This is a genomic window from Thioalkalivibrio sp. HL-Eb18 (assembly GCF_000364985.1).
Lineage (GTDB): Bacteria > Pseudomonadota > Gammaproteobacteria > Ectothiorhodospirales > Ectothiorhodospiraceae > Thioalkalivibrio.
Window position 1 is genome coordinate 16,301 of sequence record NZ_KB822974.1, and the last position, 20,482, is coordinate 36,782.

General features: G+C 64.8%; 21 protein-coding genes. 13 read left to right on the forward strand and 8 right to left on the reverse strand.

The annotated features are described in order from the left end of the window. Positions 1–54 precede the first annotated feature (54 nt). The 3 genes from yajC to secF are packed head-to-tail and all read left to right on the forward strand — an operon-like array spanning position 55 to position 3,250. Positions 55–384: a preprotein translocase subunit YajC gene (gene yajC, locus F813_RS0111080; RefSeq protein ID WP_017926621.1), complete on the forward strand. Its 330-nt coding sequence runs from the start codon at positions 55–57 to the stop codon at positions 382–384. Positions 385–420: 36 nt separating this feature from the next. Beyond that, entirely contained in the window at positions 421–2,289 is a 1,869-nt protein-coding gene (secD, locus tag F813_RS0111085; RefSeq protein WP_017926622.1) for a protein translocase subunit SecD, read from the forward strand. A 13-nt stretch (positions 2,290–2,302) separates the two neighbouring features. Beyond that, the gene (gene secF / locus F813_RS0111090; RefSeq protein WP_017926623.1) at positions 2,303–3,250 is read left to right on the forward strand and encodes a protein translocase subunit SecF; all 948 of its coding nucleotides are present in this window, start codon (positions 2,303–2,305) and stop codon (positions 3,248–3,250) included. Between the two features lie 80 nt (positions 3,251–3,330). On the opposite strand, the gene F813_RS0111095 is transcribed toward secF, so the two are convergent. From F813_RS0111095 to F813_RS0111110, 4 genes are all read right to left on the reverse strand, one after another. Further along, positions 3,331–3,849, reverse strand: coding sequence for a DUF302 domain-containing protein (locus F813_RS0111095; protein WP_012982697.1), 519 nt, complete (start codon positions 3,847–3,849; stop codon positions 3,331–3,333). A 40-nt stretch (positions 3,850–3,889) separates the two neighbouring features. Further along, entirely contained in the window at positions 3,890–4,420 is a 531-nt protein-coding gene (locus tag F813_RS0111100; RefSeq protein ID WP_231289557.1) for a C40 family peptidase, read from the reverse strand. A gap of 304 nt (positions 4,421–4,724) precedes the next feature. Next, positions 4,725–5,498, reverse strand: a complete 774-nt coding sequence (locus F813_RS0111105) for a hypothetical protein (protein WP_017926625.1) — start codon at positions 5,496–5,498, stop codon at positions 4,725–4,727. A gap of 51 nt (positions 5,499–5,549) precedes the next feature. Further along, a complete protein-coding gene (locus F813_RS0111110; RefSeq protein WP_012982694.1) occupies positions 5,550–7,112 on the reverse strand; it encodes a bifunctional aminoglycoside phosphotransferase/ATP-binding protein in 1,563 nt (520 codons plus the stop codon). Positions 7,113–7,264: 152 nt separating this feature from the next. Between F813_RS0111110 and mrcB the strand changes: the two genes are divergently transcribed. Genes mrcB through truD form a run of 5 tightly spaced genes read left to right on the forward strand, consistent with a single transcriptional unit; the run spans position 7,265 to position 13,895 of the window. Continuing rightward, complete coding sequence (mrcB, locus tag F813_RS0111115; RefSeq protein ID WP_012982693.1) at positions 7,265–9,607, forward strand: penicillin-binding protein 1B; 2,343 nt, start codon at positions 7,265–7,267, stop codon at positions 9,605–9,607. Beyond that, entirely contained in the window at positions 9,607–10,155 is a 549-nt protein-coding gene (locus F813_RS0111120) for a tetratricopeptide repeat protein (protein ID WP_017926627.1), read from the forward strand. The genes mrcB and F813_RS0111120 overlap by 1 nt, the downstream gene beginning before the upstream one ends. A 43-nt stretch (positions 10,156–10,198) precedes the next feature. After that, complete coding sequence (locus F813_RS0111125) at positions 10,199–12,142, forward strand: ATP-dependent DNA helicase (protein ID WP_026148259.1); 1,944 nt, start codon at positions 10,199–10,201, stop codon at positions 12,140–12,142. Further along, positions 12,133–12,834 (forward strand): tRNA (adenosine(37)-N6)-threonylcarbamoyltransferase complex dimerization subunit type 1 TsaB, encoded by a 702-nt coding sequence (tsaB, locus tag F813_RS0111130; RefSeq protein ID WP_017926628.1) that lies wholly within the window; start codon positions 12,133–12,135, stop codon positions 12,832–12,834. Before F813_RS0111125 ends, tsaB begins: the two co-directional genes overlap by 10 nt. Beyond that, positions 12,831–13,895 carry a tRNA pseudouridine(13) synthase TruD gene (truD, locus tag F813_RS0111135; protein ID WP_081601314.1) on the forward strand — a complete coding sequence of 355 codons (1,065 nt, stop codon included), beginning with the start codon at positions 12,831–12,833 and terminating at the stop codon, positions 13,893–13,895. The genes tsaB and truD overlap by 4 nt, the downstream gene beginning before the upstream one ends. A gap of 29 nt (positions 13,896–13,924) precedes the next feature. Here truD and F813_RS0111140 read toward each other — a convergent pair whose 3' ends face one another. The 3 genes from F813_RS0111140 to F813_RS0111150 all read right to left on the reverse strand — a co-directional run bounded on the left by F813_RS0111140 (position 13,925) and on the right by F813_RS0111150 (position 15,930). Continuing rightward, positions 13,925–14,368 (reverse strand): PAS sensor domain-containing protein, encoded by a 444-nt coding sequence (locus F813_RS0111140; RefSeq protein WP_017926630.1) that lies wholly within the window; start codon positions 14,366–14,368, stop codon positions 13,925–13,927. A 174-nt stretch (positions 14,369–14,542) separates the two neighbouring features. Beyond that, a complete protein-coding gene (locus F813_RS0111145; protein ID WP_038060242.1) occupies positions 14,543–15,151 on the reverse strand; it encodes a DUF3365 domain-containing protein in 609 nt (202 codons plus the stop codon). Between the two features lie 218 nt (positions 15,152–15,369). Continuing rightward, positions 15,370–15,930 carry a Smr/MutS family protein gene (locus F813_RS0111150; RefSeq protein ID WP_017926632.1) on the reverse strand — a complete coding sequence of 187 codons (561 nt, stop codon included), beginning with the start codon at positions 15,928–15,930 and terminating at the stop codon, positions 15,370–15,372. A 125-nt stretch (positions 15,931–16,055) separates the two neighbouring features. Between F813_RS0111150 and surE the strand changes: the two genes are divergently transcribed. From surE to rpoS, 5 genes are read left to right on the forward strand one after another with little or no spacing between them, the layout of a single operon-like run. After that, positions 16,056–16,829, forward strand: a complete 774-nt coding sequence (gene surE, locus F813_RS0111155) for a 5'/3'-nucleotidase SurE (RefSeq protein WP_017926633.1) — start codon at positions 16,056–16,058, stop codon at positions 16,827–16,829. Continuing rightward, positions 16,819–17,484 (forward strand): protein-L-isoaspartate(D-aspartate) O-methyltransferase, encoded by a 666-nt coding sequence (locus F813_RS0111160; protein ID WP_026148260.1) that lies wholly within the window; start codon positions 16,819–16,821, stop codon positions 17,482–17,484. The genes surE and F813_RS0111160 overlap by 11 nt, the downstream gene beginning before the upstream one ends. A 47-nt stretch (positions 17,485–17,531) precedes the next feature. Beyond that, positions 17,532–18,116 (forward strand): YqaA family protein, encoded by a 585-nt coding sequence (locus tag F813_RS0111165; protein ID WP_017926635.1) that lies wholly within the window; start codon positions 17,532–17,534, stop codon positions 18,114–18,116. Between the two features lie 31 nt (positions 18,117–18,147). Further along, positions 18,148–18,888: a peptidoglycan DD-metalloendopeptidase family protein gene (locus F813_RS0111170; RefSeq protein ID WP_017926636.1), complete on the forward strand. Its 741-nt coding sequence runs from the start codon at positions 18,148–18,150 to the stop codon at positions 18,886–18,888. Positions 18,889–18,913: 25 nt separating this feature from the next. Continuing rightward, positions 18,914–19,990 carry an RNA polymerase sigma factor RpoS gene (rpoS, locus tag F813_RS0111175; protein WP_017926637.1) on the forward strand — a complete coding sequence of 359 codons (1,077 nt, stop codon included), beginning with the start codon at positions 18,914–18,916 and terminating at the stop codon, positions 19,988–19,990. Positions 19,991–20,014: 24 nt separating this feature from the next. Here rpoS and F813_RS0111180 read toward each other — a convergent pair whose 3' ends face one another. Next, positions 20,015–20,395: an Mth938-like domain-containing protein gene (locus F813_RS0111180; protein ID WP_017926638.1), complete on the reverse strand. Its 381-nt coding sequence runs from the start codon at positions 20,393–20,395 to the stop codon at positions 20,015–20,017. Between the last annotated feature and the right edge of the window lie 87 nt (positions 20,396–20,482).

Below are 20,482 nucleotides of genomic sequence, written 5' to 3' on the forward strand. Positions count from 1 at the left end.
CGCCGGGCGCGTGGTTCGGCGCCCTGAACCGATTGGCTAGACGGGAGTGTTTCGATGGATTTTCTGATTTCTGCAGCGCATGCCCAGGACGGCGGGGCCGCCGGTGGTGGCATGATCGAGTTCCTGATCATGATCCTGATCTTCTTCGCGATCATGTACTTCCTGATCATTCGCCCGCAGAGCAAGCGCGCGAAGGAGCACCGGTCGATGGTGGAGTCGCTCTCCAAGGGCGACGAGATTGTGACCAATGGTGGTGTGGCTGGCACGATCACCGAGGTGGGCGACAACTTCATCAAGGTCGACATCGCCAATGGCGTGAACATCGCCGTGCAGAAACAGTCGGTTCAGCAGGTCATGCCCAAGGGCACCCTCAAGGATCTCTAAAAACAGCCCTTCAGCGTTCCCCCAGGGTCTTCGAATATGCGCAATTCCTATCCGGCGTGGCTGTACGCCCTGATTGTCGTCGTCATCCTGGGTGCGGGGCTGTATGCCGCGCCCAACCTGTTCCCGGAGGACCCGTCGGTCCAGATCGGGAATCCGACCACCGGCGAGATTGATCAGAACATCCGTGAGCTGATGGGCACCATCCTGGGTGCCCAGGGCGTCACGCCGCATACGGTCGAAGAGCAGGACGACGGCCAGATCCTGCTGCGCTTCGAGACCACGGACGAGCAGTCCACCGCGGCGGAGATATTGCGCAACGCGCTGGATGACAATCACACCGTAGCCCTGAACATGGCCCCGGCCACCCCGCGGTGGTTGCGAGCCATCAATGGCCAGCCCATGGCCCTCGGCCTCGACCTGCGTGGGGGGGTTCACTTTCTGATGGAAGTGGACCTGGACGCCGTGATTGGCACCGCGATGGAACGCTACTCGAATGAGTTGCGCGGGCGCCTGCGTGAAGAACGTATTTCGTTCGACACCGTGGAACGCGGCTCCCGCGATCTGACCGTGATGTTCGAGAACGAGGCGGATCGCGAAGCGGCCGAGGGCTGGCTGCAGCGCCAGTATCGCGAGGAACTGGTCTGGGAATCGCGTGGGTCCGGTGACACCAGCCGACTGGTAGCCACACTGGATGACGACCATCTGACTGAACTGCGCCGTCAGGCGCTGCAGCAAAACATCTCCACGCTGCGCTCTCGGGTCGACGAGCTGGGCGTGGCGGAGCCGATCATCGCCCAGCAGGGCGAGAACCGGATCGTAGTGCAGCTCCCGGGCGTGCAGGACACGGCACGGGCGAAGGAGGTCCTGGGCGCGACCGCGACGCTGGAATTCCGCCTCGTGTCCGAGAGTGGCGATGCTCAGGAGGCCGACGAAACCGGGCGTGCACCCTCGGGTACACGGCTTTATTACGAACGCGACGGGACACCGGTGCTGCTGCAGCGCCAGGTCATGCTGACGGGGGACTACATCACGGATGCCTCCTCGGGCATTGCCCAGGATACGGGCGGTCCGGCGGTGTTCATCAATCTGGACGGCCAGGGCGCGCGGATCTTCTCGCGCGTGACGTCGGACAACGTCGGCCGGCTGATGGCGACCGTGTTCATCGAGACCTCGACCGAGACGGTAGAGGAAGACGGCGAGCAGGTGATGCGTACCTCCCGTAGCGAAGAGGTCATCAACGTCGCGCGCATCAACGAGCCCCTGGGGCGTCGCTTCCAGATCTCCGGCCTCGACAGCAGCCGCGAGGCTCGCAATCTGGCGCTGCTGCTGCGCGCCGGCGCGCTCGCCGCACCGATGTCGATCGTGGAAGAACGTACGGTGGGCCCGAGCCTGGGTCAGGAAAACATCGATCGCGGTATGCAGTCGGTGGTCATCGGCTTCATCGCCGTGATGATCTTCATGGTGTTGTACTACCGGGTGTTCGGAGTCATCGCGAACGTTGCGCTTGCGTTGAATCTGATCTTCATTGTCTCGGTGTTGTCGATGCTGCAGGCGACACTCACCTTGCCGGGCATCGCGGGTATCGTGCTGACCGTGGGTATGGCGGTGGACGCCAACGTTCTGATTTTCGAGCGAATACGCGAGGAGTTGCGGAACGGACTGTCACCACAGGCCGCGATCGCCTCGGGCTATGACCGCGCGTTCACTACGATTGCGGATGCCAACGTGACCACGCTGATCGCGGCGCTCGTACTGTTCCTGTTCGGCACCGGCCCGATCAAGGGATTCGCGATCACGCTGTCGATCGGGATCATCGCCTCGATGTTCACGGCGATCATCGTGACCCGCGCCATCGTCAACCTCACCTACGGGCGGCAGCGTCGGCTGAACCGTCTGGCTATCTGAGGCGGAGAACGACATGCTTCCGCATTTGAATTTCGCCGAATCGAATCTCGATTTTCTCGGGAAACGCAAGATCACGATCACGGTCTCCCTGATCCTGATCCTGATTTCCGTGGCGCTTCTGGCCACGCGCGGGCTGAACTTCGGCATCGACTTTACCGGTGGCACGCTGGTCGAGGTCGGCTATCCCGAGGCGGTCGAGCTCGATCCGATCCGCGAGACGCTGGCCGAAGGCGGCTTCGCCGGGGCCCAGGTGCAGACCTTTGGTACCTCGCGCGATGTCCTGATCCGTCTGCCCCCGAGCGAGGACGACGACGACCCGGCCACGCTTTCGAACCGGGTGCTCAACGCCTTGCAGGATGGTGGTCCGGATGACCCGGATCTGCGGCGTGTGGAATTCGTGGGGCCCGCCGTGGGCGAGGAACTGCGCGAGCAGGGGGGGCTGGCGATGATCTATGCCCTGGCCGGGATCCTGATTTACGTCGCGGTGCGCTTCGAGTGGCGGTTCTCGATTGGATCGGTGCTCGCGTTGATCCACGATGTGGTAATCACGCTCGGTATCTTCTCGCTGCTGCAGCTCGAGTTTGACTTGGGGGTCCTGGCGGCGGTGCTTGCGGTGATCGGGTACTCATTGAATGACACGATCGTGGTGTACGACCGAATACGCGAGAATTTCCGGATATTGCGCAAGAAGGGCACCGAAGAGGTCATGAACATCGCGGTGAACAAGACCCTGGCGCGCACCATCATCACCAGTACGACAACCCTGCTGGTGTTGTTCGCGCTGGCGTTCCTGGGCGGGGCTGCGCTGCAGAACTTCTCGATCGCCCTGATCATCGGGGTGATTGTGGGTACCTATTCGTCGATCTTTATTGCCGCTACCGCGGCATTGCTGCTGGGCGTGGACCGGCAGGTACTGCTCCCTGTGAAGAAGGAAGGCGCCGAGGAAGATCAGACACCTTAGCGGGTATGGGCTGAAAATAGGGGCACAAAAAAGCCCGGCTGGCCTCGCAGGCTGCCGGGCTTTTTTGGTTCAGGGCGTGGTCAGAACGACAGCGCTTCCTTGATGATGCGCTCCACCAGTTCATTGACGTCTCGAAGGCTCTTCTTGGAGTCTTTTTCTCCAACCTCGGGGACAGGGGTATAGCCCATGTACACCACGCCCGGTTCATCGGTTAGCTCGTACACCGTGATGATGTAAGGGCAGAACACCATGTTGTGCGGGTCGGCCTCCATCGTGGCGCGCGAATAGCTGGCGCTACAGAAGTCCACGGACTTGCCATTGAGATAGATGCCCTCTCCACTCTCCTGGCCAGCAGTGCGGTCCAGCATGTCGGCGATGTAGCCGACGTTGTTGATCACCAGGCCTTCGGAGGCAATGGCCTCCTCGACCATTTCAAAGTAGTGATCGAACTCGCCTTCGATCTTGAAGATCACGCGTTCGTCGGTTTCCATGACGGTTTCGTACGCGCTGGCAGTGGCACCCAGTGCCAGGCCGGCGCCCAGGGTCAGGGCGAGCGCCGAACGACGCAGCAGTTGGGACAAATGAGGGAATGCCTTCATGGTTCCTTCCTCGTAGTAGGTTCCAGGGGCCCGAGGCCCATTAGTCGAAAAAATGGCCCGCGAATCGGGTGCGCGGGGCCCAGTAGGGATTGTCGAGTTCCTCGATGCGGACCTGCCCGCGGGAGCTTGGCGCGTGGACAAATCGGCCTTCACCGACATAGACCCCGACGTGGTCAATTTGATTCCCGTTGATGGCGAAGAACACGACGTCTCCGGGGCTTGGGTCACCATCGCGCTGGACCGCGGCGGCGGCCTGTTCGCCCGTGGTCCGCGGGACATCTTGACCGGCCTCGCGGTAGGCGCGCTGGACCAGGGCGGAGCAGTCGAGCCCATTGGCGTCGGTGCCGCCATAGCGATATGGCGTGTCGAGGTGTCCGAGCGCCGCCAGTACGACTTCGGAGCGCTTCAGCTCAGCTTCGGGGGCATAGCTCATCGGGCCTTCGACCACCTGGGGTTCCGGGTCGACCTTGAGAGGTTCCGGTGCAGGCCCGCGCGGCTCGGGACTGCCCGCACACCCGGCCAGTATGAGCGCAGCCCCTAGTAAGGGGAGAGCCCTGTGGGAGTATGGCATGCCGGATTGGGACCCGTAGGCCGGGGAGGGCGCGGGCCCCGGAGTGCTGGGGAAACACGGATGAATGGACACCCTCGCGTTGGCACCCCAGGTTTTCCGAGACAAGGCGCGGCGCGCAGCCGGTAGTGGTTCTACCAATGCAGGATCGGGGAACCTGGGGTGCCAACCCCGAAGGGGCTCGGCCGCTTTTGCGCGGGAACGGCGTTGCGGCTCCCTTGTGCAGAATGACTGCACGGCAGTCACCGCGCCTTGTTCGCACGCAAAAGTGACTCGAGCGCGAGGGTGTCCATTCATCCATGTTTCCCTAGAACATCTCGGTTTCTTCATAGCTTTCCGGTACCTGGAACAAGGCCTCGCTCAGGGGGTCCGTCGACAGCCCTGCCAGTCGGGTCGTGACGCCATCGTGTTCGCGCACTTCCAGGGGAATGCCTTCCACGCGGGGGAGGAGCGAGGCCCCCATCTGGGAGGCCATGGGACCTCCGGCCTCAAGGGCTCGCAGTGACAACTCGTACAGGCGATCCATCAAGGCCCCGAGGGTCTGAAAATCGGATGTCTCCAGGCCCAGAGACTGGGCGTCGGCGACGCAGACCGTGCTTTGCGGACGATCGTCGATCAGCACTTCGATTTCGCTGCAGACAAATTCCCCGATCTCGCGTTGCTCATCGGTCTCGCGGGTGCTGATCTCGGCCTCGAACCCCTCGGGGCCGATCCCCAACTGCTGTTTGAGCTGGTCGCGAACGTCGGGTGGGAGCTGTTCCATCTGGCGGCGGAGGTCGCTGACCATGTCGGTCATTGCCTGGATCTGTTCGTCCATCACCTCGCGCGTCAGTGGCAGATAGGTCTGCTCCTCGTCATCCACGACGGTGAGCTGGTCGTTGCGCGCATCGAACAGCATGTACCCGGAGGTCCCGCTGATGGCCTCGTTCAGTTCCATGCGGATCATGTGATCGCGCACGAGAATCTGGCTCTCGAGCCCTTCGTCGTCGATGTAATGCAGCAGCGCATCGGCCTGCGCTGGCACGGCGGTCGCCAGAGCAAGCAGGCAGGTGGTCGAGATCAGGGTGAGAGAACGGTGCATAGGCATTCGCAGGGGTTGAGTCAGGCTATATTGTGGCACGTACGCGTCGACCTAGGCGGAAACCGGTTGCAGAAGCTGGCGTGCCAGGGCATCGGTATCCAGCGGCTGTTCCGGGGCAACCTCCACGACACCCTCCGCTCCGGTTGGCCATTCCTGTTGCGGGCGCTGTTGCTGCATCACTTGGTAATCGGCATCGGAGGCATCGTTGCCGGCCGCCGAACGTTGCTCGAGGCGTTCCTGCAGGACTTGGTCGCTGGCGTGGCAGGCCACGACCGCAAACCCCGCCTGGTGGCGGGTGGCGAGCTTCTGGAAGGGTGCCCGCTGGGCGCGGGTCAGGAAAGTCGCGTCAACGATCACGGTGTGCCCCAGCGCCAGCAGGGTGTCCGCGCGGGTGCGCAGGTGGTCGTAGATTTGCCCGCGGGACTCTTCGCTGTAGGAGACTGCGTCGCCCATGCGCTTGCGCTCGATATCGGAGCGCAGCCGCAGCGCCCCGAGGGCCTCGACGATCTGCGTGCTGATCACGGTCTTGCCGCTGCCCGATACGCCGTGCATCAGCACCAGGCGTGGCGCAGACGGCTCGGTCAGGCGTTCCGCGAGCGCGAGGTAGCGCCCCATTTCGGCGCGGTGCGCTGCCTGTTCGTCCGAGGGGAGGTGCGACTCCTGCGCGTGGATGCCCTGCACCTTGGCGCGGATCAAGGCACGATAGACCTGGTAGAGGGGCAGCAGACGGAGCCCCGCGATGTCGTCGCGACCGTCGAGATAGGCGTTCAGCAGGCGCCAGGCGTGTGCGCGGGCCTTGCGCGACAGCAGGTCCATGGTGGTGAACGCGATCTCGGAGATCACGTCGATCCAGCGCAGCTCGGGGTCGAACTCGATCGCATCAAACGCCGCCAGGGTCTCGCCGTTTTCCGGATCGTCGACGTACACAATGTTGCCCAGGTGCAGGTCGCCATGCCCATGGCGGATGAAGCCCTCGCGGTGGCGCAATTCGAGAAGCGGGCCAAGGCGTTCGATTTCGTTCCGGGTCCAGCGCTCCAGGGCGGTCAGCCGCGCCCGGTCGGCCTCGCCATGGATCGCCTCGCCCAGGGCCGGGAAGTTGTCCAGCATGGGCTGGGTCGCCGCTTCCGGGGTGCCGTGGGGCGAGTCGGCGCCGGCCCGCTCCGTGTATTCGTGAAAGGCGGCAATATAGTGGCCAAGGGCCTCCATGGCCTCGGTCGGCAACCGGCCCTGTTCCAGCAGGTTGTCCAGTTGCTTGCGGCGATCGAATCGACGCATGCACACCGCGTAGTCCAGGATCGGGCCTTCGCCATTGATGTGTGGAGCCGTGGCGTCTCCGTTCAGGGTCACCACATCGAGATAGATCTGCGGGGCGAGGCGACGGTTCACCTCGAGCTCGGTCTCGCAGAAGTGCTGGCGTGCCTCCAGCGTGGAGAAGTCCAGGAACCCCAGTGCCAGCGGCTTCTTGAACTTGTAGGCATAGTCGCCGGCGAGAATGACGGTCGAGATGTGGGTCTCGATGCGCTGCACCTGGTCGTGCCGGGGAGTTGGCTCCGGGAATCCCAGCGTCGTAATCAGGGCCTGCAGTTGTTGTTGGTGTTGTTCCAGCGCGCTCATCACGCCTCCGTGGGATTGGCAGATCGCGATCGGGTGGACGGGTTTTGTGCCGATTCGTTCCCGGAAACGCGGCATTCGCGGCATGTCCGATACTCCGGCTCAGGTTAACATTGGGGCCAATCCCGTTCCTTGTGCCGTTTCCAGAAGCCCTCATGCCCCGAAAACGTATGACCCGTTCCCGCCGAGGTGCCCGATCCGGAGGCCTGCGCCATTTCTTTGGTGCCGGGGTGTGGCTGTTCGCCGGTCTGGCGCTGGCCGGTATCGGGGTTGGGGCGATCTATGTCGTCTCGCTCGATCAGGAGATTCGCGAGCGCTTCGAGGGCCAGCGCTGGGCCTTGCCGGCGCGCGTCTACGCGCGACCGCTGGAGCTGTACGAGGGCCGGGCACTTACGCCCCAGGCGCTGGAAACCGAACTGGAGACACTGAACTACCGCAGTAGTGCACAGGGAAGCGGCCCGGGCGAGTATCGCGTGGACGGCAACCGGGTGTCGTTTACCACGCGCCCGTTCACCTTTGGCGACGGTCCGGAGCCGGCCCATTCGGTGCGAGTGGATTTTTCGGATGGAAGGGTGCAGTCCGTCCAGAAGCAAGGGAACGGTGAGCGCGTCGATCTGATGCGGGTCGAGCCCTTGCTGATCGGGAGCATCTACCCGACCCATGGCCAGGATCGCATCCTCGTGGCCATAGACGAGGTGCCGCGGGAGCTGATCGGCGCGCTGCTTGCGATCGAGGATCGTCGCTTCATGTCGCACCGCGGGGTAGACCCGGCGGGTATTGCCCGGGCGGCCATGGCGAACCTGCGCGCGGGGCGGACGGTGCAGGGTGGCAGTACGCTGACGCAGCAGCTGGTCAAAAACTTCTACCTGACACGGGACCAGACGCTGGCGCGCAAGGCGAACGAGGCGGTCATGGCCTTGTTGCTGGAGCGGCGCTACTCCAAGCGGGAAATCCTCGAGGCCTATATCAACGAGGTCTACCTGGGTCAGTCGGGCGAGCGCGCGATCCACGGATTCGGCCAGGCCTCTCAGTTCTACTACCAGCGGCCCCTGAACGAGCTGCGCCTGGACCAGCTGGCGCTGCTGGTGGGACTCGCCCGCGGTGCGAGCTACTACGATCCGCGTCGTCACCCCCAGCGTGCCAAGGCGCGCCGTGATCAGGTGTTGCGCGCGATGCTGGAGACCGGGTTGGCCGATGCCGACCAGATAGAGGCCGCACTGGATACCGAACTCGATGTGTCTCCCGTGGTGCCGCAGGGCCGCAGCCGATTCCCGGCGTTCCTCGACATGGTGCGTCGCGAGTTGCGCGCCGACTACGCGGACGAGGACCTGCGCAGCGAGGGTCTGCGCATATTCACCACCATGGACCCGGTCGTGCAGCTCACGCTGGAGGAGCGCCTGAAGGCGGGGGTGGATCGGGTGATTGAGCAGCGCGGGTCCAACCTGGAGCGGCTACAGGCGGCGGCCGTCGTGACCGACCCGCAGGCGGGAGAGGTCCTTGCGGTGGTGGGGGATCGCAATCCGCAGTATCCCGGCTATAACCGGGCGGTCGAGGCGCAGCGGCAGGTCGGGTCGGTGCTCAAGCCCTTCGTCTACCTGGCGGCGCTCACGCAACCTGGGCGCTATACGCTGGCGAGCCTGCTCGATGACAGCCCAATGACCATCCAGCTGCCGCATGGCGAGCCCTGGACGCCGCGCAATTTCGACCGCGAACACCGCGGCGACGTAACGGCCTGGGAGGCGCTGGTCCAGTCGTACAACGTCGCCACGGTCCAGCTGGCACAAGAGATCGGTATTTCGCAGCTGATCGACGTATTGCAGACGCTCGGTTTGCAGCGCACCCCGGCCCCGTTGCCCTCGCTGGCCCTTGGGGCGATCGAGTTGTCGCCACTGGAGGTGGCCGGGCTTTACCAGGCGCTCGCCAATGGCGGCTATGCGACCGGCACCCGTGCCATTCGCGATGTCCTCGACCTGGAGGACGAGGTTCTGTCCCACTACGGGCTGGAACTGCGCGGTGCCGTACCCGATGGCGCGGTCAGCCTGCTGACTCACGCCCTGCATGATGTGACCACCGAGGGGACCGGGCGGCAGATCAGCCAGCGCCTCCCGGGGCGTGTCGTGGCCGGCAAGACCGGCACCACGAACAACTTCCGCGATAGCTGGTTCGCCGGGTTCGATGATCGCCACGTCACGGTCGTCTGGCTGGGGATGGACGACAACGAGGCGACCGGCCTGACCGGAGGTGTGGCTGCGGCTCCCATCTGGGCCGATGTGATGGCCGGTCTTGGCGCACAGTCGCTGCAGCTAGGCCGTCATCCCGAGATTGCCTATCAGGAGATTGACCTGAAGTCCGGCCTCCGCGTCGAGCAGGACGATCATGCCTGCGAGGCGGTGAAAACGCTCCCGTTCTGGCAGAATTCCATCCCCGAGAGCCGTGCCGACTGCGACACGGGCCGTACCCCGGATGAGCGGGGCTTTTTTGAGAGATTGTTCCGCTAATGATCCCAAACAACTCCATACGCTTGCGCCTGCTGCTTCGACCTCGCCCGGTCACCGCGCTGCTGGTCGTCCTGTTTCTGGCTGCCTGTGCGGTGCCGGAGACACGGGGCCCGGCGCCCGAGCAGCCGCCAGGGGCCGAGATCCCAGAGCCGGAGGCGATTCCGCACGAGGAGTCGCGCGAGCCTGAACCGGCTGCGGAGCCGGAAGCTACGCCTTCGGCCGCGTTAGCCCTGGCCGAGCAGGCAGAAGGCTCGCGCAGCGAAGGGAACCTCGAGCGCGCTGCTCAGCAGCTGGAACGTGCGCTGCGGATTGCGCCGCGCGATGCCTCGTTGTGGCATCAGATGGCCCGCATCCGGCTGGAGCAGGGCAATTACCCGCAGGCGGACCGTCTCGCGGGGCGCTCGCTGCAACTGGGCGGCGAACGGGATCGCTCGCTTGCTTTGGGAAACTGGCGAGTGATCAAGGCCGCGCGCGAGGCGATGGGTGACGAAGAAGGCGCCCGGGAGGCCCAGGAGGCCATTCAGAGGCTGGAAACCGGCGTTGTCTGAGTCCGCCGAATCACCCGCGCCGACCCCAACCGGTTCGGCGGCGGTGCGCGCGCTGAGCCCCGGGGGCGATCTGGCTGAGGCCCTGCATGGGTTTCGTCCACGCGAGCCGCAGCAACGCATGGCAGTGGCCGTGGAGTCGGCCCTGGGGCAGGCCCCCACCGCCTTGCTGGTCGAGGCCGCCACGGGGGTGGGCAAGACCTTTGCGTATCTGGTGCCGGCCCTGCAGGCACGCCGCAAGGCCCTGATCTCGACGGGGACCAAGACGTTGCAGGATCAGCTCTTCGAGCGGGATCTGCCGACCGTATGCGAGGCGCTGGGCTATCGCCCGCGCACCGCACTGCTTAAGGGCCGCGCCAACTACCTGTGCCATTACCGCCTGGAACTCGCGGCCGCCGAGGCCGGAGGGCAGACGCAACGGAGCGCCCAGCGCGAGCGCATGCCCGTGATCGAGGCACTGCGGCAGTTCGCGCGCACCCATCCCACCGGCGATCTGGGCCAGGCCGGCATTCTGGCCGAAGACTCGCCCCTCTGGCCACAGGTAACGTCCACGGTCGACAACTGCCTGGGCGGCGAGTGTCCGCAGTACAACGACTGCTTCGTGGTGCAGGCGCGCAAACGCGCGCAGGATGCCGATATCGTAGTCGTGAACCACCATCTCCTGCTGGCCGATATGGCGCTGAAGGAAGAGGGCTTCGGCGAGCTTCTGCCGGAGGTGGATGCCGTGATCGTCGACGAGGCCCATCAGCTGCCGGAGATTGCCGGGGCGTTCTTTGGCGTTTCCGTCGGGAGCCGTGCGTTACGCGACCTGGCGCGCGATGTGCGCCGGGAGCAGGAGCAGGCCGCCCCGGAGATGGTCATGATCCGCGAGGCTGCGGTCGAACTTGAGACCGTAGTGAAGAAGCTGCTCGAGGCGACACAGGGCATGGAACCGCGCGCCGCCTGGGACGTGGTGAACGAGAAGGGCCAGGTGGATCCATCGCTTGAGGAACTGGACGAGGCCCTGCGCGCGTTGAGCGATGCGCTGGCGCCGGCCACCGAACGCGGGCCCGGGCTCGAGCAGGTGCAGGGGCGTGTACTCCTGATGCGGGAACGCCTGCAGGGCTGGCGGGAGGACACGCCGGATACCGTGGCCTGGGTTGAGCGCTTCGCGCAGAGCCTGATCCTGCACAGGACGCCGCTGGATGCCGCGCGCCCGCTGGCGCAACGGCGGGCCGCGCGCCCCGCCGCATGGGTCTTTACCTCGGCCACACTGGCGGTTGGAGAGGATTTCACCCACGCCTCGCGCCGTCTGGGCCTGCCCGTGGACGTCGCCCAGCAACGCCTCGAGAGTCCCTTCGACTTCGCCCGGCAGGCTTGTCTGGTGCATCCGCAGCCACCGCTGCCCAACCCGAACAGCCCCGACTACACGCGCGCCTGTGTCGCCTGGGCCTGGCCCCTGCTGCGCGACAACCCGGGCGGCGGGTTTTTTCTGTTTACCAGCCATCGTGCCCTGCAGGAGGCAGCGGCACTGCTACGGGCCGAGCTGCCGGACCGCGAGCTGCTGGTACAGGGCGAGCAGCCCCGCAACGACCTGCTGGCACGGTTTCGCGAGAGCGGGAACGCCTGGTTGCTGGGGGCCCACAGTTTCTGGGAGGGCGTGGACATCCGCGGCGAGGCGCTGTCGGTGGTGATTATCGATCGGCTGCCGTTTGCGGCGCCGAATGACCCCGTGCTGCAGGCCCGCGCGCAGGCCCTGGAGGCCGAAGGACGCTCGCCGTTTATGGAGTTCAGCCTGCCGCAGGCGGTGCTGGCCCTGAAGCAGGGGGCTGGACGCCTGATTCGTGATGCGGATGATGCCGGCATCCTCGCGATCTGTGATCCCCGCTTGACCGGAAAGCCTTATGGACGCCGGTTCCTGGCCAGCCTTCCGCCGTTTTATCGGACGCGGGACCCGATCGCGGCCCTGCAGTTTCTTGCGACGGCCCGGGAGCGTGTCGGATGCGACTGATCGCGATCGAGACCTGCACCGAGATGTGTTCCACCGCGTTGTGGGTGGATGGGGCGCTGGACAGTATCGAGGTCCGCGCCCCACGCCAGCATGGCGAACTGATTCTCCGGCAGGTGGAAGAGCTACTGGCCCGGGCGGAGATCGCCCGCTCGTCCCTGGATGCCGTTGCCGTCGGCCGTGGCCCCGGAGCGTTCACGGGGGTCCGGCTGGGGCTGGGTGTGGCACAGGGGATGGCCTTTGCCCTGAATTGCCCGGTGGTCCCGATATCGACCCTGCAGGCGCTGGCGCAGCAACTGGTCAGCGAGCAACCCGACACTCCACCGGTTGAGATCCTCGCGGCTCTCGACGCCCGTATGGGCGAGGTGTACTGGAGTCTGAATCCGGTCGTCGAAGGGCGTGCGCAGGCAGCGCCGGAGCAGGTTTCGGTACCCGGTCAGGTGTTGCCCGCCTGGCGCGGAGCACCGGATCGGGGCATCGGTTCCGGATTCGCTGCCTATCCTGAATTGGTCGAACGCAGCGGCCTGAGCGAGGAGCGGCTCTATTCGGATGCACTGCCGCGGGCGCGCGAGGTCGCCGTGCTGGCCGTGGATGCCTGGGAGCGAGGCGGGGCGATTCCGCCCGAACAGGCGCAGCCGGTTTACCTGCGGGATAACGTTGCCGCGCCGCCCAAGCCGCGAGAGGCGGGTCCATGACGCCGGCATATCCGTGGTCGCCACCGATTACCGGGCGCATGAAAGAGGACCCGGAGGATTTCTGCGTGTTCGAGCTTCCTGCGACCGAGCCCGAAGGCAACGGCGAGCACCTGTGGCTGGAGATCGAAAAGCGGTTGCTCAACACCGAGGATGTCGCTGTCGCGCTGGCGCGGGCTTGCGGGGTACCGCGCGGCCAGGTGAGCTATGCCGGGCGCAAGGACCGGCAGGCCGTTACGCGGCAGTGGTTCAGCGTGCAGTGCACGGCCACTGCCGAACCGGATTGGCAAACTCCAGCGACCTTGATGGAACGCCTGGGCAAGGACGCCGAGGGCGAGGCCCGAGTGCTGCGGGCCGAGCGGCATTCGCGCAAGCTGCGCACCGGACACCTCGCGGGGAACCGTTTTGTCGTCTGGCTGAGGGGCGTTGCAGGCGATCGCGATATGGCGGAGCAGATCCTTCGGCGTATCGGGGAGCAGGGGGTCCCGAATTACTTCGGTCAGCAACGGTTCGGCCGCCGCAACCTGGAACAGGCCGAGCAATGGCTAAGCGGGGGGAGGGCGCCACGGGGTCGTAATCAGCGCAGCCTGCTGCTCTCTGCGGCGCGCTCCGGAATCTTCAATGTCGCGCTGGCAGAACGGGTAGCCGACGATACCTGGGCACGGTTTCTGCCCGGCGACGTGGCGACGTTTCAGGGGTCGGGCAGCGTCTTTCCGGTTCCCGAGGTGACGGTCGATATCGAGCAGCGTCTGTCCGAGGGTGTCATCCACCCGACAGGCCCCCTATGGGGCCGCGGCGACCCGTTGACGACGGGCGAGGTGCGCCGTCGGGAGGCGGAGTGCGCTCGCCAATTCGAGACCCTGGCATCGGGCTTGGAGGCTCAGGGTATGAAACCGGCCCGCCGGGCGCTGCGGCTACTTCCCGCGTCACTTGATTGGGAATGGCTGGGGGGTGACCTGCGTCTGGAGATCGCCCTCGGCCCCGGGGAGTACGCGACCAGCATTCTCGATGCCGTCATGGACAGCGTACCGAACAAGGATACGGCTTACGGAAACACTGACTAGTGTTTGGTCCGTCGCTCAGGGCTGCGCACTCAGGCGGAACGAGCCTTGGTGTCCTGTAGTTTCTGCTCGGCTTTCTCGGCCCGCTGCTCGGCCTCGATGCGCGCGGTAATGTCTTTCTGGATGCCGATATAGTAGGTCAGATGGTCTTCGTCATTGAACACGGGCGTGAGCGAAAGCTCGTTCCAGAACAGGGAGCCGTCCTTGCGGTAGTTGCGCAGCGTGACCCGGCAAGGCCGGTTTTCCTGAATCGCGGCGCGAATCTCGGTACGTGCTTCCTGGTCGGTATCGTCGCCCTGGAGGAACCGGCAATCCCGATAGAGGATCTCTTCCGAGCGATAGCCGGTTAGCTCTTCAAAGGCGCGATTGACGTAGATCAGGATGTTGTCGTCGCCTTCGCGCTCAGCGATCACGACGCCGTCGTTGGAGGCGTCTACCGCGAGGGCCAGGAGTTCGGCATCAATCGTTCGCGTCATAGTTCGGTCTGATTCGTGTTCTGGTGAGCGGACGAGGTCGTCGGAGGGTGATGCCCGCTTTGGGTTGAGGCTGCGTCTCGAAAATAGCACGAATGGCCGCACACGCGGGCGATTGTCGGACGTTACGCATAAAAAAGGCCGCCCGAAGGCGGCCTCACGGTGACCCTTTGGCGCTTACATCTCTTGTGTAATCGAGAATGCGCCACGCACGTCACCCTCGCTGAAGCCAGTGGCCTGGTCGTCGGGGTACAGGCGCTCCAGGGCGTGCTTGACGTCGCTGCTGATGTCCGAGCCGTGGCAGGCCAGGCAGGCGCCGCCGGTCGGAATCGCCGCCATGAAGCGGAACCGGGCGCCATCGTCGCCCTCGACCACCTCGTGGCGCGGCGCAAGCTCGTTGGCGGGGGTGCCGTCGGCATGCTGGGACTGGAAATGCTCCAGCTGGATGCGTTCCCATTCATCCGGACTGTTGTCCGGGTTGCGGATCTTCAGGCTCGTACGACCCACTTCCCAGCCGGTGTCCGCCGCAATCTCGTCCGCGATTTCGGGTGCCCGCTGGTTGCAGACCTCAATGGCCTGGGTCGGTCCGCCTTCTTCCATGGCGGCGACCAGTTCCCCCTGGAGGGTACTTGCGAACTGTTCGATCGCCGCACGTGTTTCAGCGATGCGTTCTTGCAGTTCTGCGTCGGTCATTTCTTTTGCGTGATCGTCGCCAAGGGCGTGCCCGCTAGTGCTAACGAACGCGGCCAAGCCAAGGGCGATCGGAGCTAGCTTCCAATTCTTCATGAACAGGACCTCCCAATGCAGTGTCCGTTGCGTCCCGTAGAACTGTACAAGACTTGTACAGAGCATGGTACGGATTACTGAAGATTGCAAGGATTGGTATAGGAAAAACGTGAACCAGTCCCACGCTGAATCCCCAGCCTGGAATCAGTCTAAGCCCAATAATCAGCGAATGGGAATATGTGACTTAAGTATAGTTGGTGCGCGTGGTGGCGCGCGTCTCAGCGCTGCGCGTTCGGGCGCTTCAGAAGGACATATACGGCTCCGGTGCCGCCGTCTGCGGGAGGCGCGGAGCAAAACGCCAGTACGTCGTGACGCTGGCGCAGCCAGTGATCGGTGAGCCCCTTGAGTACCGGCCCTTTTTGCCGCGAGCGCATGCCCTTGCCATGCACCACACGGACGCAAAGACGCCCATGCGCGCGGGCCTGATCGAGGAACTGCCCGATCGCCTGTCGTGCCTCGTCCGCGAACATCCCGTGCATGTCGAGTTCGTCTTCCACGCGGTAATGGCCATGACGCAGTTTGCGAAAGATGCGGTGGCTGATCCCGTCGCGGGCATAACGCAGTTCGTCACCCGGCTGGAGGTCGGAGGCGCCGATGGGATCGCTGAGCCAGTCGGAATGCGCAGCGGCCTCGTCGCGGTCGCGCTGGTGCGCGCGGGCAGGGGGGCGCGGCTTGCCGGTGTCGGCCTGGTCATGGTGCAGGCGTCGCACATCGCCAATCGCACGCAGGAATTCGTCCGCGTCATTGGGCATATCGTTGGGATCATCACCAGAGTTCATGGCAGGATACTCGCGTTTTCCGTGGCGTGGACGGAGAAGAACCTCAGGCAAACGGTGAGGTTCGTGACCGCGCTCGGTGTTCGGAATCCAGTATATTAGGCCACTCCCCAGCGACCCCAATCCGCATGCGCATTCTGGTAAGCAACGACGATGGTATCCATGCGCCCGGCATCCAGTGTCTGGCCAAATGTCTGCGTGAAGTCGCGGAGGTGCGCGTTGTGGCGCCGGATCGTGACCGCAGTGGTGCGTCCAACAGCCTGACGCTGGTGCGTCCGGTGCGGGCACGGGAAGTGGGGCATGACGGGATTCAGGTGGACGGGACGCCAACGGACTGTGTGCATCTCGCATTGACCGGCCTGCTGGGTGAGTGGGAGCCGGATGTGGTGATCTCCGGAATCAACTCCGGCGCCAATATGGGCGACGATGTGCTGTATTCGGGTACCGTCGCGGCTGCGATGGAAGGGCGGTTCCTGGGCCTGCCGGCTATTGCGGTCTCGCTGGTAGGTACGGACCTCACGCACTATGACGCGGCCGGCCGTATCGTGCTGGATCTGCTGGACCGGATTCATCGCGTACCGTTGCCGGCGGCCACGATCCTGAACGTCAATGTCCCCGATCTGCCGCGCGAACAGATTCGCGGCGTGCAGGCGACACGGTTGGGCAATCGGCACCGAGCCGAGCCGATGATCGCGGACGCCGATCCGCGTGGACGGCCGATCTACTGGGTGGGGCCGGCGGGTTCGGAACAGGACGCCGGGCCGGGTACGGATTTTCATGCGGTGCGAGAGGGCTATGTCTCGGTGACTCCTATTCAGGTGGACTTAACGCGTTACGACGCCATCGATACGGTGGGCCGCTGGCTGGAGGATGCAACGCCCGGGAGCCACCATGGTTCCTGATGCGCGCGGGGCCGGTTTGACGTCGGGCCGAGCAAGAGAACGACTGATCCGCTTGCTGGAAGGTCAGGGCATCCGTGATCGCCGGGTGCTCGAGGCTGTTCGCGATGTCCCCCGCCACTTGTTTGTCGAGGAGGCGCTGAGCCATCGGGCTTACGAGAATATCGCGCTGCCGATCGGGCATCGTCAGACCATCTCGCAGCCGTTTATTGTTGCGCGCATGACCGAGGCCTTGCTGGAGGGCGGTCCTGTGAGCACGGTGCTGGAGATTGGCACCGGGTCCGGCTACCAGGCGGCCGTTCTCGCCAAGCTTGTGGACCGCGTCTACTCCGTCGAACGCATCCAGGCGCTCAGCCGGAATGCGCGGGAGCTGTTAAGCCGCCTGGGGATCAACAACGTGAACCTGCGGCATGGCGACGGGGCGGAAGGCTGGCCCGAGCGCGCGCCGTTCGATGGCATTATCCTGACCGCCGCACCGCACAACGTTCCGGAGACCCTACTGACACAGTTGGCCCTCAATGGCCGCCTCGTAGCACCGGTGGAGGGGCCGGACGGGCGCCAGCAACTGGTGCGCTATACGCGTACCGAAGAGGCCTATGTGCGCGATATCCTCGATGCGGTCATGTTCGTTCCCATGTTGCCCGGGGCCGAGCAGTGAGGTGCACGGGTGCTCAGCCGTGATGTCTTCAGCCTCCGGGGATCGGCATGAAGCTGTTTGAACCGTTGTATGATCGGGTCATGCAGTGGTCTCGCCACCGCCATGCCCCGCGCTACCTGGCGACGCTGTCGTTTGCCGAATCCTCCTTTTTTCCGGTGCCGCCGGATGTCATGCTGGCGCCGATGGCGGCCGCGCGGCCACGGGCGGCCTGGCGCCTCGCCGCCCTGACGACGATCTTCTCCGTACTGGGCGGCTTGCTGGGTTATCTGATCGGGTGGGCCGCGTTCGAATGGATTGGACCATGGCTGGAACGCTGGGGAGACGGGGCCGAGCTCGCGCAGGCCGAGGCCTGGTTTGCGGTGTGGGGCGTGTGGGTGGTGCTGATCGCCGGATTCTCGCCGATCCCGTACAAGCTGTTCACGGTGACCGCCGGGGCCCTGTCGATGGCCCTGATCCCATTCGTGATTGCATCGCTGATCGGGAGGGGGTTGCGGTTCTTCCTGGTGGCACTCGTGATGGCCTGGGCGGGGCCTCGAGCCGAGCAGCACCTGCGGCCCTATATGGAGCGTATTGGCTGGGCGGGTGTGGTCGTACTGCTGGGTGCGATGGTGATCGTGTTGCTGATGGAATGACGGCTTGAGTCGGCGATTCCTGCAAACGCTCATGCTGGCGGCCCTCGCCGGACTGGTCGTGGCGTTGATCAGCGGTTGTGCCACGCGGGCCCCCAGCGGTACCAGCGAGGCATCGCGCGCCAGTGGTCCGGTGCCTGCGACCCACACGGTTCAACGCGAAGAAACCCTATACCGCATTGCCCAGCGCTACGGTCTGGACTGGCGCGAAGTGGCCCAGCGCAACGCGATCAGCGCCCCCTACATCATCTACCCCGGGCAGGAACTGCGCCTGCGCGGGGCGGCGCGCTCGTCACCGCCACAGGCCCCGCGTCAGCAACGCCAGGAGCCCACGACCGCAAGCCGCAGTGACAATGATAGCGGTGGCTCCCGGGAAGCCGCGCGCTCGGATCCCCCGCCAGACGATCCGGGTGGATGGCGGTGGCCGGCGGATGGTGACGTCCTGCGCGGTTTCTCCAGCAGCGGAACGCGACGCGGGCTCGCGATTGGTGGGGAGCGTGGCGACGAGGTGCGAGCCACGCGGTCCGGCGAGGTGGTCTATGCAGGTGGCGGCCTCGTGGGGTATGGTCGACTGATCATCCTGAAACACGACGCGCGCTTTCTGAGCGCCTATGGCCATAACGACGAGCTCCTGGTCTCCGAAGGGGATCAGGTCGAGGCTGGCGAGACGATCGCGCGTCTGGGTTCATCGGGCGCGGAGCGCCCAATGCTGCACTTCGAGATACGGGTAGACGGAACACCCGTGGATCCGACCCGATACCTGCCGGATCGCTAGACAGAAAAGGGAGTACAGGGCATCCATGGCTAAATCCCGGAAGCCGGTCGATTCGGAACTGGACGACGAACACCTGATGGATGAGGGAACCGGCCTGTCGGGTGAGGAGCATCCTGCCGAACACCTCGGCGCGACCGGCGACCCTCTGGCGACTGAAGAGAGTCCCGAGGAAGTCGATGCCCCGGCCCCGGAAGACGAGAAGGAGCTGTCCCCGGAACAGGATGTCCCGGTACGTCCCCGAACACTGCGTGATGCCCGCCCGGCCGAGCTCGACGCCATCCAGATCTACCTGCGTGACATTGAATACCGGCCGCTGCTGACCCCCGAAGAAGAGCGCAAGTATGCGCGCCTGGCCCGCGATGGCGATGAATCCGGGCGCCGACGCATGATCGAGTGCAACCTTCGGCTGGTGGTGAAGATCGCGCGGCGTTACCTGAATCGCGGTCTACCGCTGCTGGATCTGATCGAGGAAGGCAATCTGGGCCTGATGCACGCCGTGGAGAAATTCGACCCCGAACGCGGCTTTCGTTTCTCCACCTACGCGACCTGGTGGATCCGCCAGACGATCGAGCGGGCCCTGATGAACCAGGGGCGCACGATTCGCATCCCGGTGCATGTCAGCAAGGAGTTGCGCATGCATGCGCGGATCGCCCGCAACCTGACCCAGGAGCTGGGTCGCGATCCCACCGAGGAAGAGCTGGCCCAGCGTTTGGGCAAGCCCGTGGCCGAGATCCAGAAGCTGCGGGCAATGTCCGAGCCCTCAACCTCCATGGACCTGCCGCCCGGCCCGGACGGCGAGCGTTCCCTCACGGATATCCTGGCGGACGTGAATGCACAGGAGCCCTCGTCGCTGCTGGAGGATCAGGACATTCAGCACCTGGTGGACGAGTGGCTGGGTGAACTGGATTACAAGCAGCGCGAGGTGCTGGTGCGACGGTTCGGATTGCATGGATTCGAGCGCTCGACCCTGGAGCAGGTGGGGGCCGAGATCGGCGTGACACGGGAGCGGGTGCGCCAGATTCAGATGGATGCCCTGAAGCGCTTGCGGCGTTTGCTTGAATCGCGCGGGATGAAGGGCGACGAAGTGCTGCCCAATTCCTGATGGCGATGCGCCCTGAGGCCGGATTCAGTCGCCGCCGTCGATGATCAAGGCGGCCGCCACCTCGCGACCCTCGGCCATGATCAGGTTGTAGGTCCGGCAGGCAGCCGCGGTATCCATGATCTCCACGCCGAATCCTTCGCTGCGCAAATGGCGCCATACGGCCCGGTCCGGAAAGCGTTGTACCTCGCCGGTACCAATCAGCAGGACCTCCGGGGGATGATCGATCACGGATTGCAGGTGTTCGACCGCCAGCGCATCGATGGTATCGACCGGCCAGTCCTGCTGCAGCGCATTCGGCCGTACGATCAGGCTGCGGGTGTACCCGACCTGATTGATTCCCACGGCGCCCGACTCGTATCCGGTCACAATGTAGGACTCTTCGCTGGTGACTTCTGAAAACAGCATGCGCTACACGCTACTCCGGGCGCGAGGCAGGCTCAAGATCAGGCAGTTGCAGGGTGGCCAGTTTGGTGCCCGATTCGTTGACAGAGG